The organism is Glutamicibacter soli, from assembly GCF_052322135.1.
In the GTDB taxonomy this organism is placed as follows: Bacteria; Actinomycetota; Actinomycetes; order Actinomycetales; family Micrococcaceae; genus Glutamicibacter; species Glutamicibacter soli.
Map to the genome: position 1 here is coordinate 345,089 of NZ_CM125969.1, position 13,684 is coordinate 358,772.

The window sequence follows — 13,684 nt, forward strand, 5'->3', positions numbered from 1 at the left end:
CAAGGGAGACAAACGTGTCGAGTACCAAGGGTTCGGGCCTGAGTATTGCACCCGGGATCCCGCTCAAGCTGAGCGCGGTCGTGGGATTCTTGATCTTCGTGGAATTCACCAGCGGATTCGTGCAGGGCTACTACCTGCCGCTGTACGGAGCGCTGAGCCAGCGGCTTGGCATCTCCGATGCGGACATCACCTGGTTCGTCACCCTCTGGACCCTGTCCTCCGCGGTCTGCATACCGGTGCTGGCCAAGCTGGGAGACATCTTCGGGCATCGCAGGATGCTGCGGGTGGCGGTCTTGGCGGTGCTGGTGGGCGTCTGCTTCGTGGCGTTTTCCGGGAACTACGCGCTGGTGCTCATCGGGCGCATCCTCACCGGACCCCTTTCGGTCTGGCTCCCGCTGGAAATCGCGATGGTGCACGACCGGATTTCCGGGGACCGCGCGCGGCGTTCGGTCGGGTTGCTCATTTCCTTCCTGACCATCGGGGTGATTGCCGGCATGCTTGCCTCCGGTGTCATCGCCGGGCTGGGCTGGAACTTCACCACGGTGCTGCTGGTGCCGGCCATCGTGACCGGGCTGTGCATGATTGTTGTGCTGTTCCTGGTGCCCGAATCCACCGTGCGTTCGAAGTCCACCGTCGACTACCTGGGTTTCCTCGGCCTGGGCGCCTCCATGGTGACCATGCTGCTGGGCCTGAGCGGCATCCAGAAATTCGGCATTTCCTCTCCGCAGGTGCTGCTCACGCTCTTCGCCTGCGTGGTCATCACGGTGGCTTGGGTGTTCTGGGAGTCTAAAACCAGTTGCCCGGCGATCGACCTGAAGCTGGTCTGCTCGCGGCTGATGTGGCCGCCCTACCTCTCCGCGTTCCTCTACGGCACCGTCATGCTCGGCACCCAGACCATCGGCACGACGTTCCTGGCGGCCAAGCCGGAGGAAGTCGGTTTCGGCTTCGCCCTGGCCCCCGGGCTCATTTCGCTGCTCAGCGCCGGGCTGACGCTGCTCAGCTGCATCGCCGCGGCGATCTTCGCCTACGTGGCCAGGGTGACCGGCATGCGCGGGGTGCTGCTGCTCGGGGTGTGCCTGGGCGCGGCCGGACTGCTGCTGCTGGTCTTCTTCCATGACGTGTTCGCCATGGTCATCGCCTACCAGTGTCTGGCCGGACTGGGCTTCGGCATGCTGATGGGGGCCATGCCGGCGCTGGTCGCCGAGATCTCCCCGGTTGACCAGACCGGCATAGCCACCGGCATCTACAACTCGGTCAAGACCCTGGGCGGGGCAGTGGGCGGTGCGGTGTTCGGCGTCATCCTGGCCTCCACCGTGGGACCGGCCCAGGGCGCCTCGATAGACTCCTACCGCCTGGTGTGGATCATCTGCATCGCCGCGCTGGCGCTGTGCGTCATTTCGCTGCTGTTCATGCGCAACGACAAGGCCCCGCAAGCCGCGAAGCAGGCGCTGGAAACCGACCTGGCGCGGTAGGCTTCGCCGCCGCGCTTCACTACCGTACCCAAGAAGACCGGAGAACCCATGACATCGCAGACCATCATCTATCCCGCCCGCGCGGTCCACACCATGGATCCGTCCCGTCCCGCCGCCCAAGCGGTGGCGGTGCGCGAGGGGCGCATCCGCGCCGTGGGCAGCCTCGACGAGCTGCTGGGCTACCCGGACTGCGTGGTGGACGAGCGCTACCGCCACAAGGTGATCGTCCCGGGCTTCGTTGAGGCGCACGCCCATGCAGGATCCGGCGGGATGTGGGACGGACAGGTCTACGTGGGCTACTTCGACCGGACTGACCCCCAAGGGACAGTGTGGCCCGGCTGCAGGGATGCGCAGGCGATCCTTCGCCGGCTGCGCGAGGCGCTGGAACAGCTGGAGCCGGGCGCCCCGCTGAAGGCCTGGGGGCTGGATAACATCTACTTCCCGGACACCCGGATCCTGGCCCGGGAGCTTGATTCGGTCGCCGAGGACCGGCTGGTGCAGATCACCCACGCCAATGGCCATGTCGCGGTAGTGAACAGCGCGACGCTGCGCGCCGCAGGCATCGACGGCTCCACGCAGGTTCAGGGCGTGGAGAAATACCCCGACGGCACCCCCACCGGCGAACTGCGCGAGTTCGCCGCGCTGGGACTGGTGCATGAGCTGTTCGGCGGCGGGCTGCTGGAGCTCTCGGAGAAAAGCCTGCGCAACTTCGCGCAGGACGCGGTCAACCACGGGGTCACCACCATCACCGACCTGGGCAGCATGCGCCCGCTGAGCGAGGAAGGCCGGCGCGACTACTCGGACACCGTGGACGAGCACTTCCCGGTCCGGCTGAACGTCTTCCAGTTCGGAATGGGGCTGGGCACCGGGCCGCTGGCCGAGCAGACCGCGCGGCAGCTGGCTGGGATCAGAACGCTGGGGCACGAGAAGCTGCGCTTCGGGCATGTGAAGCTGATGCTCGACGGGTCCATCCAGGGGTTCACCGCGCGCCTGCAGGAACCGGGCTACCTGGGCACGCGCGAGAACGGCATCTGGAACACGTCCCCCGAGGAATTCGAGGCGGCCTTCAGCGCCTTCCACCAGGCGGGGCTGCTCATCCACGTGCACTGCAACGGCGACCAGGCCAGCGAGCTGTTCCTCGACACGCTGGAAAAGGTGCTGATCAAGCACCCGCGGCCGGACCACCGGCACACCATGACCCACTCGCAGCTGACCACCCAGGCGCAGTACCGCCGCGCCGCCGCGCTGGGCGCCTGCGCGAACATCTTCTCCAACCACCTGTGGTTCTGGGGAGACCAGCATGCGGACAAGATCCTCGGGATCGACAGGGCCTCGCGGATGAATGCCGCGCGCTCCGCGCTGCGTGCCGGGGTGCCGATCTCGCTGCACTGCGATACCCCGGTCACCGAGCTGAATCCGCTGCAGACAATGAAGCATGCGGTCACCCGGTTGACTCCGTCGGGCAGGGTGCTGGGCGACCACGAGCGGATCAGCGTCGAGCAGGCGCTGCACGCGGTGACGCTGGGCGCAGCCTACATGCTCAAGATGGACCACGAGGTCGGCTCCATCGAGGCCGGGAAGCGGGCCGACCTGGCCATCCTGGACGAAGACCCGTTCGAGGTCGAGCCCGAAGCGCTGGGCGGCATCCAGGTGCACGGTACGCTGCTGGGCGGGGTGCCCCAGCAGGCCCGCCACGGCGCGGCGCTGCAGGGACGGCGATGAGCAGCGCCGTCCCGCTGACGCTGCTCGGCGGCTACCTCGGGGCGGGCAAGACCACGCTGGTCAACGACCTGCTGGAACAGTCGGCGCAGCGCATCGCGGTGCTGGTCAACGACTTCGGCGCGGTGAACATCGACGCGAAACTCATCCGCACCGCCCGCTCCGATTCCGTCGAGCTGGCCAACGGGTGCCTGTGCTGTTCGCTGCGCGACAGCGTGGCCGAAACCCTGCAGCCGCTGGCCGGCCGCGGGGACTTCGACCGGGTCGTGGTGGAAGTTTCAGGGGTGGGCAACCCGGCAAAGCTCGCGCCCTGGCAGGGTTTTCCCGGGTTCGCGCCCGGGGGACTGGTGGTCTGCGCCGACGCCGGGGCGATCGGCAGGCAGCTGCGCGACGGGTTCATCGGCGACACCGTGCTGGACCAGCTGCGGGCGGCCGAACTGGTGCTGCTGTCCAAAACGGATCTGCTTCCCGAAGACCGGGCAAAACAGGCCGCGCAACTGGTGAGCCAGGCCGCCCCGCAGGCCGCGGTGCTCGCCTCGCCGCATGGCGCGGACCGCATCGCCGCATGGCGCGGACCGCATCGCCGGTCTTGAACGCTGGCTCGGGGCGCTGCCGGACCAAGCCGGGGCGCGGGAACTGGAACCGGAGCCGACGCCGGAGCACGGCGGGAACCACCCCTTTGCCAGCCTGGCCCTGCGCGGGACGCGGCCGGTCGACCGTGAGCGGCTGGAGCGCGCGCTGGCCGGGTGCCCGCAGGTCCTGCAGCGCGCCAAGGGCTTCCTCCGGCTCCAGGACAGCCCGCAGCGCCGCACGCTGGTGCAGTACAGCGGCTCCGGCCTGGAGCTCGAAGACTGCGGGGCCTGGTCCGGTGCACAGGAACCGCAGCTGGTGCTGATCGCCGCCGGCGAGCGCGCCGAGGACGTGCTGGCCCAGATCGCCGCCGCGCTTCCGGAGCTGCAGGCCTCGCCGGCGGATGGAACCTCCTAAGGGAGAGTGTGAAAATTTCCACCATAATTCGCGCCGATGCCGGTGAATTGCGGGTAACCATGGGAAATATGCCGGATTCTACTGGAAACTTTGCAACTTCTTCCCTTACTCTGGTCGTGTGACTGCTACCACATGGAATCGAGATGCCCGTCCCGAGGGGCCGGCCGCCGGCGCCGGAGTCGAGGAAGAGCTCGACGTGATCGCCCTGGGGCGGCGCATCCGCTACCTGCGCAAGGAAAAGGGCATGACCCTTGACGACATCTGTGCGCTGGTTGAAACCGCGCCAAGCCACCTGTCGCTGGTGGAGAACGGCAAGCGCGAGCCGAAGCTCTCGCTGCTCAAGTCGCTGGCCGCGGCGCTCGGCGTCAGCGTGGACGACCTGCTGGGGGCCGAGCCTCCCTCGCGGCGCGCCGCGCTGGAAATCGAGCTCGAACGCGCGCAGCGCGGTCCGCTCTACGACTCGCTGGGCCTGCCGAAGGTGAGGATCTCCAGCCGGCTGCCCATGGACGTGCTCGAATCCCTGGTCGGGCTGCAGCGCGAGCTGGAGCACCGGCTCGACGAGCAGGCGGCCACCCCGGAGGAAGCCCGCCGGGCCAATACCAAGCTGCGCGAGGAAATGCGCCAGCGCAACAACTACTACCAGGAGATCGAGCAGGAAGCCGGACGCATCCTGAAGGCCGCCGGGCACACCGGCGGGCCGCTGTCCCACCACCGCTCGGCCGATATCGCCGAATACCTGGGCTTCAGCCTGCGCTACGTCGGCAACCTTCCGCACTCCACCCGCTCGGTCACCGACCTGAAGAACCACCGGATCTACCTCACCCAGTCCACCCGCGCGGACCACGACCCGCGTTCGGTGCTGCTGCAGGCGCTGGGCCACTATGTGCTGGGGCACCAGACCCCGGTGAACTACGCCGATTTCCTGTCCCAGCGCGTGGCCACGAACTATTTCGCCGCGGCGCTGATGATGCCGGAGAAGGAAACCACCGACTTCCTGCATCAGGCGAAAAAGGAACGCGCGCTGGCCGTGGAGGACATCCGCGACGCCTTCGCGGTGTCCTACGAGTCGGCCGCGCACCGCTTCACGAACCTGGCCACCGAGCACCTGGGCATCACCTGCCACTTCCAGAAGGTGCACGAGTCGGGCATCCTGCATAAGGCCTATGAGAACGACGGGGTGAACTTCCCGGCCGACCACACCGGAGCCATCGAGGGCCAGACCATCTGCCGCTACTGGACCAGCCGGGTGGTCTTCGACGTGGCGGACAAGTTCCGCGCCTTCGAGCAGTTCACCGACACCGTCAACGGCACCTACTGGTGCACCGCCCGCACCGAGCGGCACTCGTCGGGGCTGTATTCGCTGTCCATCGGCGTGCCCTTCGAGCACGTGAAGTGGTTCCGCGGGCGCGACACCAAGGAACGCTGCCAGTCCAAGTGCCCGGACGAGAACTGCTGCCGCCGCCCTCCGGCGGATCTGTCGTCCACCTGGTTCGGCAATGCGTGGCCGGCCACGCGCGCGAATACGCACCTGCTGGCGGCCATGCCCACCGGGGCCTTCCCCGGCGTGGACGAGACCGAGGTCTATAAGTTCCTGGAGGAACAGGCTTAACCCATTGACGCCGGAAGGGCGGTAAAACGTGAAGTACGTGATTGGATGCACCGCGGATGAACGCGGCCGTGAGGCGATCTCGCTTGCACTGACGCTGGCGCGCTCATTGGCCGACCCGTCGACCGTCAGCTTGGAGCTGGTGCACATCATCAGGGGCGAGGCGCCGGAGAACACTGCCACGCAGAGCGAGAAGACCTTCCAGCAGTTTCAATACGATACCGCCATGGGCTGGATGCAGCGCTGCCTGGACCTGGTCCCGTCGGCGCTCGACGCGCAAATCCACATTCGGTTCGCGGATTCCATGGCCGGCGGCATGCTTGAAGCCGTCGCGGCCTTCAACGCGGACCTGGTGGTGATCGGCGCGGCGAGCCACGGCCCGCTGCGGCGCTTCACGGTAGGCAGCGTCGCCAACGCGCTGCTGCATTCCTCCCCGGTACCCGTGGCGCTGGCCCCCTCGGGGTACCGCCCGCCCCGGCTGCTGACGCGCATCACCTGCGCCCTGGGCACCAGGTCGGGGTCCGAAGCGGTACTGCAGTCGGCTGTCGAAGCCGCCGCGGCGCGCCACGTCCCGCTGCGTCTGGTGTCCCTGGTTGCGCTGGATCTCAGCCAGGCCCAGGGCATCAGCAACCTCGGCCAGCGCACCCAGGCGCATTCCAGCCGCGTGCTCGACGAAGCGGTCAGCGCCGTCGCCCACCGGACCGTGGTGACAGCCGAGGTGGCCCAGGGGCGTTCCATCGAGGCCGCGATCAACACCCTGGACTGGGACGAGGAAGAGCTGGTGCTGATCGGCTCAAGCCGTTTGGCCGAGCGCAGCAAGATCTTCATGGGGGCCACCGCGAACAAGATGCTGCGCGCCCTGCCGGTGCCCATGGTGGTGGTGCCGAGGTACCACATTGCCGCCGGCTCCGAACCCGCAGCCAGGCTGTAGGCGGTGACCGTGCAGGAGGAGGGCGCCCGGACAGTCGAAACGCAGGCCTTGGCCCCGATTTCCATCGGGGAGGATTCAGCCGAGCCGCTGTACCGGCAGCTCCGCCTGGCCCTGGAGCACCAGATCCATACGGGAAGCATCGTGCCAGGCTTGGCCCTGCCCAGCTCCCGCGAGCTCTCCCGTGAACTCGGGCTCTCGCGCAACACCGTGAATGCCGCGCTGCAGGAGCTTCTCGCCTCCGGGCTGATCGAGTCCAGGGCGCGCCGCGGATACTTCGTGAACACCCAAATGCTCTCCTCGAGGAACGTGCAGCGCGGACCGGGGAACTCGGGCGCTTCGCCCATCGACGTGCAGCGGCACATCAAGTCCCGCGTCGGGGCCGGGCGCCCCGAGATCACCAAGATCGGCAATTGGAGGGACTACCCCTACCCATTCGTCGCCGGCCAGGTGGATGAACGGGACTTTCCCCGCTTGGCGTGGGCTCGGGCGCTTCGCGAATCACTGGACCCGCCGCATCTGCACTATTCGCTGCGCGACTCGGTGGACGAAGACGACCCGTATCTGGTGGACATGCTCTGCCAGCGGGTGCTCCCGGCGCGCGGAATCATCGCACACCCGGAAAACATCCTGATTACCGCCGGGTCGCAGCAGGGGCTGGACCTGCTGGCGCAGACGACCATGGACTCGCGCACCACCGTGGCGGTGGAGAACCCCGGCTACGTGGACGCCCGCCACACCTTCGCCCGCACCGGCGCGCAGCTGCTGCCGCTGGAGGTGGATTCCCACGGGATGGTGCCGCCCGACTCGTTCGAGCGGATCGACACGGTGTACCTGACCCCGAGCCACCACAGCCCGACCAACGCGACCCTGAGCGTGACCCGCCGCCGCGCAATCCTCGACGCCACCGCGCGCAGCGGCACGCTGGTCATCGAAGACGACTACGACAGCGAATTCCGCTATCGGGGCAAGCCGACGCCTGCCCTGAAGGCGCTGAAGAATTCAGGCCATGTGGTGTACCTGGGATCCTTCACCAAGTTCCTGGCCCCCGGCCTGCGCATGGGCTACTTGGTCGGCGACGCGGCGCTGATCGCTGAATTGCGCACCCAGCGCCGGTACCGGGTCAGGCATATCGCAGGGCATCCGCAACGGGCGATGGCGCTCATGATCGATTCGGGCCAATACCAGCGCACCATTTCCCGCCGCAGGACCCAGCTGCAGCGCAAGTGGGTCAGCCTGACCGACGCCCTGCACGAGCATCTGCCCTGGGAGCTGAATACGCCCCCGGGCGGGGTGAGCATCTGGATCCAGGGGCCGCCGGACCTCGACTGCCGTGAGCTGGGCGCGCGGTGCCTGGAACGCGGAGTGGTGATCGAGCGCGGGGACATCTTCTTCGACAGCCCGGAGCTGCACCGGAACCACTTCCGCCTCGGGTTCGCGGCGATCGACGTGGAATCCATCGAGCCGGGGGTGCGGATCCTGGCCGACACGATCAAGACCCTGCTCGGCCGGCAGGCGTGAGCCCGCGGCGCTGGTCTTAGGAAAATCGGGGCGAACTGGGTCTGGGTGCCGTGCGGTTAATGGGTGACAGTTGGGACAATCAATCGCTACCAGGAGAAAGGCCCGACAATGCCCAGTCCCACGATTTTCCTCGACTCGGCGGCCCGGATCGACACCGCGAACCCGCAGCGCAGCGCGCTGATCGACCTCGGAGCCATCAGCGGCAATGTTGAAACGCTGCGCGGGATCGCGGGCACCGCGAAGCTGATGGCGGTGCTCAAGGCCGACGGCTACGGCCACGGGCTGGTCCCGGCAGCCCGCGCGGCCCTGCGCGGGGGCGCGGACTACCTGGGCACCGCCGTCCTGGAGGAGGCCTTCGCCTTGCGCGCCGCAGGAGTCGATGCCCCGATCTTCACTTGGCTCAATGCGCCCGGGAGCAACTACCTCCGGGCCATCGAGGAAGATATCGATCTGGCAGCCTACGACTGCGCCCAGCTCGAGGAGATCTGCCACGCGGCCCGGCAGGCCGGGCGGCCCGCGCGCGTCCATCTGAAGATCGACACCGGCATGTGGCGGGGCGGGGCAAGCGCCGAGGACTGGCCCCGGCTGTGCGGCGCGGCGCGGCGCGCCCTGGACGCCGGGCTGATCGAGGCCACCGGCATCTGGTCGCACCTGGCCGCGGCCGACGAACCGGAGAACCCGTCGACCTCGATGCAGCTGGCGGCATTCCGCGCCGCGCTCGCCGTGGCCCGGGACCTCGGAATCACCCCGAGACTGCGCCACATCGCCAACTCGGCGGCCACGCTCAGCAACCCGGAAGCCCACTTCGACCTGGTGCGGCCCGGGATCTCCGTCTACGGCATCAACCCGCTGCCGCCCGAATACCGCACCTCCCGGATGGACCTGCGCCCGGCCATGACCCTGCGCGCGGCCGTCGCGCATGTGAAAGCCGCCCCCGCCGGCGCCGCGGTGAGCTACGGGGGAACTGAACGCGCCGCGGCCGCCACCCAGCTGGCCATCATCCCCCTCGGGTACGCCGACGGGGTGATGCGCAGCGCCAGCAGCAAGGGACCGGTGCAGATCGGCGCCGGGAGGTACCGGGTGATCGGGCGCGTGTGCATGGACCAGTTCATGGTCCAGGTCGGTTCGGACGCCGTGGTGCCGGGCCAACAGGCCCTGCTTTTCGGGCCGGGAACCGACGGGGAGCCGCACCTGGACCAGTGGGCCCAAGCCGCGGACACGATCCCGTACGAAATCCTGACCCGCATCGGAACTCGGGTGCCCAGGATCTATCTCGAGTCGATTCCCGCCCCGGACGTTCCTGGTACCTAAAAAGTTGGTTCATTCTGGCTCTGGGAATGGACCCAGCAAGCGGGCAGAGTGATACACACCACATGGTGTCTCCATGGGTCACTAAAGGAGGAAAAAGATGACGACTTCAGATATCCGCACGCGGGCACAGCGCCACCTTTACCCGCACTTCACGACGGGGCAGATCTGGAACAGCGACCAGCTGCCGATCATCGTGCGCGGCGAGGGCAGCTACCTGTTCGACGAAGACGGCACCAAGTTCCTCGACGGACTGGCAGGCCTCTTCTGTGCGAATATCGGGCACGGGCGCCAGGACATCCCCAAGGCCGCCTACGAGCAGATGTCCAAGCTGGCCTACTGGACCAACTGGGGCTCGGCCCATCCGGCAGCCGTCGAGGCAGCCACCGCCATCGCCAACCTGGCTCCGGGCGACCTGGAGACGGTGTTTTTCGTCAACTCTGGCTCCGAGGCGGTGGAGTCGGCCATCAAGTTCGCCCGCCAGTACCACCGAGGCCAAGGCCAGCCTCAGCGCACCAAGATCATCGCCCGGAACATGGCCTACCACGGCACCACCCTCGGCGCCCTGGCGGTCACCGGCATTCCGGCCTACAAGGAGCCCTTCGGCACCCTGATGCCAGGAGTTTTCCACGTGCCGAACACCCTGGGTGAGAGCATCCCGGAGGGCGGCAGCGCAGCCGACCTGCCCTCGGTGCAGGCCATCCGCGAACTGATCGAGCGCGAAGGCGCGGAGACCATCGCCGCCCTGTTCGCCGAGCCGGTGCAGAACTCCCGCGGCGCACTGGTGCCGCCGGCCGGCTACTGGCAGGAACTGCGCGCCATCTGCGACAAGCACGGCATCCTGCTGGTCGCCGACGAAGTCATCACCGGTTTCGGACGCCTGGGCGAGTGGTTCGGCAGCATCAAGTTCGACGTGGTCCCGGACCTGATCACCTTCGCCAAGGGCTCCACCTCCGGCTACGCCCCGCTGGGCGGCGTGATCATCCGCAAGCCGCTGGCCGATGCCATGCTGGCCAGCGAGCAGGCAGGCATCTTCACCCACGGCGCCACCTGGGGCGGGCACCCGGTATCCACCGCGGTGGCGGTCGCCAACCTGCAGGCGCTGGCGGAAGAGAACATCACCGGCAACGTGCGCAGCCTCGAACCCTACTTCCAGAACGGCCTGGACAAGCTCGTGGCGGCCCATTCAAGCATCAAGGAATACCGGGGCGCAGGCTTCTTCTACGCCATCGAATTGATGGGCGACCGGAACAGCGGCCGGGAACTGAGCGCCGACGAGTCCAAGGCGCTGCTCACGCAGGTCATGCCGCAGGCCATGCGCGAGGTCAACCTGATCACCCGCCCGGACAACCGCGGAGCCACCATGCTCGTGCTCTCGCCGCCGCTGGTGGCCGACCAGGACGTGCTGGACGACCTGCTGGGCAAGGTGGACCACGTGATGAGCGCGGCCGATTCCTACCTCCGCCTCGGCGCACCGTCCCTGGCGCGGGCCTAAGGGCGGAAGGGCACACCATGCTGTTGGCCAGCGCGGTGCCGCAGCACGCGGACATCGACCCCATGCTGCATGAACGCTTTGCCCGGGTTCGCGCAGGCGGCGGCGCACAGCGCATCATCTTGCCGGAGGGCGACGATGCGCGGGTGCGCCAGGCCGCGGACATCCTGCGGTCGCTGGGCGCCGAACCCCGGCTACTGGGGGGAAGCTCGTCCGGCGCCGCCAGACAGGACCTTGTGCAGCTGCGCAGTGTCGCGGTGCTGGAGCATCTGGAGCGCGCGCTTGGCGCCCGCGGGCCGGAGGCCCTGCCCGAAGCGCTGGAGGATCCGCTGGCGGTCTCGATGGCGGCGGTGGCGGCAGGCGAGGCGCAGGCAGTAGTCGCCGGCGCCACCAGCCCCACCTCGCAGGTCATGCGGATGGCCTTCCGGGTCGTTGGCCCGTCAACCCCCGGCGGCACCGTCTCCTCCAGCTTCCTGATGCGTTTGTCATCGGGAGAGTACCAGTGCTTCGGCGACTGCGCGGTGATCCCCGATCCGACGGTGGAGCAGCTGGCGCAGATCGCCATCGCCACGGCAGATAGCTTCCGCGCCCTGACCGGCGGGGAACCGCGGGTCGCGATGCTGTCCTTCTCCACCGCAGGCAGCGCGGAACACGCCAGCGTGTCGGTAGTCCGCGAGGCCACAGCCAGGGTGCGCGCTCTGCGTCCCGGGCTGTGCATCGACGGGGAGCTGCAATTCGACGCCGCGGCCGACCAGCTGGTGGCTGCGGCCAAGGCTCCGGACTCGGCCGTCGCAGGACGGGCCAACGTCTATATCTTCCCCAACCTGGCGGCCGGAAACATCGGGTACAAAATCACCCAACGGCTCGCGGGCGCGCAGGCCTACGGCCCCATCCTCCAGGGGTTGGCCGCGCCGGTGAATGACTTGTCCCGCGGGGCGAGTGTTAGCGACATAGTCAATGTCTCCCTTATTTCCTTGGTGCAGGCGGCAGCCTACAACCCCCCTGGCGGCGAAACTCGTCGCGAGAGCGGCCCGCACCACCAACGAGCGAGGTTCTCATGAAGGTGACAACACCACAAGGCAGCAACCAGGCGGCAACACCCCAGTCTTCGGGAGGTGCCGGCATGCCCGGCGCGGCCCCGGGCAGTGAACAGCCCGAACGTCTTGCCAAGACGCTGAAGGCGCGCTGGGTCTGGGCCATTGCCCTGGGCTCCGCGGTCGGCTGGGGCGCATTCATCCTGCCGACCGACTGGCTCGCGGTCGGCGGGCCGGTCGGGGCGATCAGCGGATTCATGATCGGCGGCGCGCTGATGGTCCTGATCGCGGTCAGCTACGGTTTCCTGATCAAGTCATTCCCCGTGTCCGGCGGCGAGCTGGCCTTCGCACTGGTCGGCTTCGGCCGGACGCACGCCTACTTCTGCGGTTGGTACCTGACGCTGGGCTATACGTGCATCGTGGCGCTGAACGCCTCGGCCATGGCCTTGCTCTTCCGCAAGCTGATGCCCGATCTCGTCCAGCAGGGATACCTGTATACGGTGGCCGGCTGGGACGTCTACATCGTTGAAGTGGTCATTTCAATGACCGTGCTCGTCGTGTTCGCATTGCTCAACATCCGCGGCACCGCGCTCTCGGGGCGCATCCAGTTCATCGCCTGCGTGATCATGCTGATTGCCGTGGCCTGCATCCTGGTGGGTGTGCTGATCAGCCCGCAGACGGTGCTGTCCAACGCCACCCCCGCCTTCCCTGCGGGTGTGAACCCGGTGGCAGCCATTGCGGCGATCGTGGCCATCGCGCCGTGGGCCTTCATCGGCTTCGACAACGTGCCCCAGGCGGCCGAGGAATTCGACTTCCCGCCGGCCAAGGCCATGCGCTTGATCGTCCTGGCGCTGCTGGCAGCGGCCGTGCTGTACTGCGCAATGATCGCCTCGGTGGCATTCAGCGCACCATGGGAAGCCCTCGCCAACGGCGACTCGGCCTGGGGCAGCGCTGATGCGCTGACCGGCGTCATGGGCGGAATCGGCATGCTGCTGCTGAGCATCGGCATCACGATGGGCGTGAGCACCGGCTTGAACGGATTCTATGTATCCGCCAGCCGCATCCTGCTTGGGATGGGCCGTGCGCAAATGGTTCCCGCGATCTTCGCCCGGCTGCATCCCAAATACAAGACCCCGCACTACGGCGTGCTCTTCGTCGCAGCGGTCTGCCTGATCAGCCCCTGGTTCGGCCGTGCGGCACTGACCTGGGTCGTGGACATGTCGGCGGTCGGCGTGACCGTCGCCTACCTCTACACCTGCCTGTGCGCGTTCAAGCTCTTCCGAACCACGAATTCCAAGCGCGGCCAGAGCGAGCTGGGGGACGTGAACTCGACATCCAAGAAGGTGCTGAGCCTGCTGGGAGCCATCACGGCGCTGACCTTCATGGCGTTGCTGCTGATTCCGGGATCCCCGGGCGCTCTGGGCAAGGAATCGATGATCGCACTGGTGGTCTGGACCCTGCTGGGAGTGATTTTCTTCCTGATGCGCCGCAAGCACAACAAGACGCTGAGCGATGAACAGGTCGACATGCTGGTGCTGGGCGCTCCGCGGCCAAAGGGCACCGAATTGCGCCAGGGTTCCAGGAGCTAGGAAGCAGCACTGCCCACAAGAATACCGT

General features: G+C 67.6%; 11 protein-coding genes. All 11 read left to right on the plus strand.

The genetic code is table 11. The features are described 5' to 3' along the window. Nucleotides 1-14 precede the first annotated feature (14 nt). The 11 genes from ACTX90_RS01700 (at nt 15) to ACTX90_RS01750 (ending at nt 13,656) form a co-directional block, all read left to right on the plus strand. Entirely contained in the window at nt 15-1,472 is a 1,458-nt protein-coding gene (locus ACTX90_RS01700) for an MFS transporter (RefSeq protein ID WP_181728136.1), read from the plus strand. Between the two features lie 48 nt (nt 1,473-1,520). After that, nucleotides 1,521-3,194 carry an amidohydrolase gene (locus ACTX90_RS01705; protein WP_443442850.1) on the plus strand — a complete coding sequence of 558 codons (1,674 nt, stop codon included), beginning with the start codon at nt 1,521-1,523 and terminating at the stop codon, nt 3,192-3,194. Continuing rightward, nucleotides 3,191-3,784 carry a GTP-binding protein gene (locus ACTX90_RS01710; protein ID WP_443442852.1) on the plus strand — a complete coding sequence of 198 codons (594 nt, stop codon included), beginning with the start codon at nt 3,191-3,193 and terminating at the stop codon, nt 3,782-3,784. Before ACTX90_RS01705 ends, ACTX90_RS01710 begins: the two co-directional genes overlap by 4 nt. Beyond that, nucleotides 3,735-4,178: a GTP-binding protein gene (locus tag ACTX90_RS01715; RefSeq protein WP_443442854.1), complete on the plus strand. Its 444-nt coding sequence runs from the start codon at nt 3,735-3,737 to the stop codon at nt 4,176-4,178. The genes ACTX90_RS01710 and ACTX90_RS01715 overlap by 50 nt, the downstream gene beginning before the upstream one ends. A gap of 118 nt (nt 4,179-4,296) precedes the next feature. After that, nucleotides 4,297-5,787, plus strand: coding sequence for a helix-turn-helix transcriptional regulator (locus ACTX90_RS01720; protein ID WP_183043213.1), 1,491 nt, complete (start codon nt 4,297-4,299; stop codon nt 5,785-5,787). Between the two features lie 28 nt (nt 5,788-5,815). Beyond that, nucleotides 5,816-6,715: a universal stress protein gene (locus tag ACTX90_RS01725; protein ID WP_113607625.1), complete on the plus strand. Its 900-nt coding sequence runs from the start codon at nt 5,816-5,818 to the stop codon at nt 6,713-6,715. Between the two features lie 3 nt (nt 6,716-6,718). Next, nucleotides 6,719-8,233, plus strand: coding sequence for a MocR-like pyridoxine biosynthesis transcription factor PdxR (pdxR, locus tag ACTX90_RS01730; RefSeq protein ID WP_113607626.1), 1,515 nt, complete (start codon nt 6,719-6,721; stop codon nt 8,231-8,233). Nucleotides 8,234-8,341: 108 nt separating this feature from the next. Continuing rightward, entirely contained in the window at nt 8,342-9,544 is a 1,203-nt protein-coding gene (gene alr, locus ACTX90_RS01735; protein WP_443442857.1) for an alanine racemase, read from the plus strand. Between the two features lie 97 nt (nt 9,545-9,641). Beyond that, entirely contained in the window at nt 9,642-11,036 is a 1,395-nt protein-coding gene (locus tag ACTX90_RS01740) for an aspartate aminotransferase family protein (protein ID WP_443442858.1), read from the plus strand. A 17-nt stretch (nt 11,037-11,053) separates the two neighbouring features. Further along, a complete protein-coding gene (locus ACTX90_RS01745) occupies nt 11,054-12,094 on the plus strand; it encodes a phosphate acyltransferase (protein ID WP_443442859.1) in 1,041 nt (346 codons plus the stop codon). Beyond that, nucleotides 12,091-13,656: an APC family permease gene (locus tag ACTX90_RS01750; protein ID WP_443442860.1), complete on the plus strand. Its 1,566-nt coding sequence runs from the start codon at nt 12,091-12,093 to the stop codon at nt 13,654-13,656. Before ACTX90_RS01745 ends, ACTX90_RS01750 begins: the two co-directional genes overlap by 4 nt. The last annotated feature ends 28 nt before the right edge of the window (nt 13,657-13,684 follow it).

Coding starts and splice junctions, on each gene's coding strand:
- ACTX90_RS01705 (WP_443442850.1), top strand. CDS start 1,521: ATGACATCGCAGACCATCATCTATCCCGCCCGCGCGGTCCACACCATG.
- ACTX90_RS01710 (WP_443442852.1), top strand. CDS start 3,191: ATGAGCAGCGCCGTCCCGCTGACGCTGCTCGGCGGCTACCTCGGGGCG.
- ACTX90_RS01715 (WP_443442854.1), top strand. CDS start 3,735: ATGGCGCGGACCGCATCGCCGCATGGCGCGGACCGCATCGCCGGTCTT.
- alr (WP_443442857.1), top strand. CDS start 8,342: ATGCCCAGTCCCACGATTTTCCTCGACTCGGCGGCCCGGATCGACACC.
- ACTX90_RS01740 (WP_443442858.1), top strand. CDS start 9,642: ATGACGACTTCAGATATCCGCACGCGGGCACAGCGCCACCTTTACCCG.
- ACTX90_RS01745 (WP_443442859.1), top strand. CDS start 11,054: ATGCTGTTGGCCAGCGCGGTGCCGCAGCACGCGGACATCGACCCCATG.
- ACTX90_RS01750 (WP_443442860.1), top strand. CDS start 12,091: ATGAAGGTGACAACACCACAAGGCAGCAACCAGGCGGCAACACCCCAG.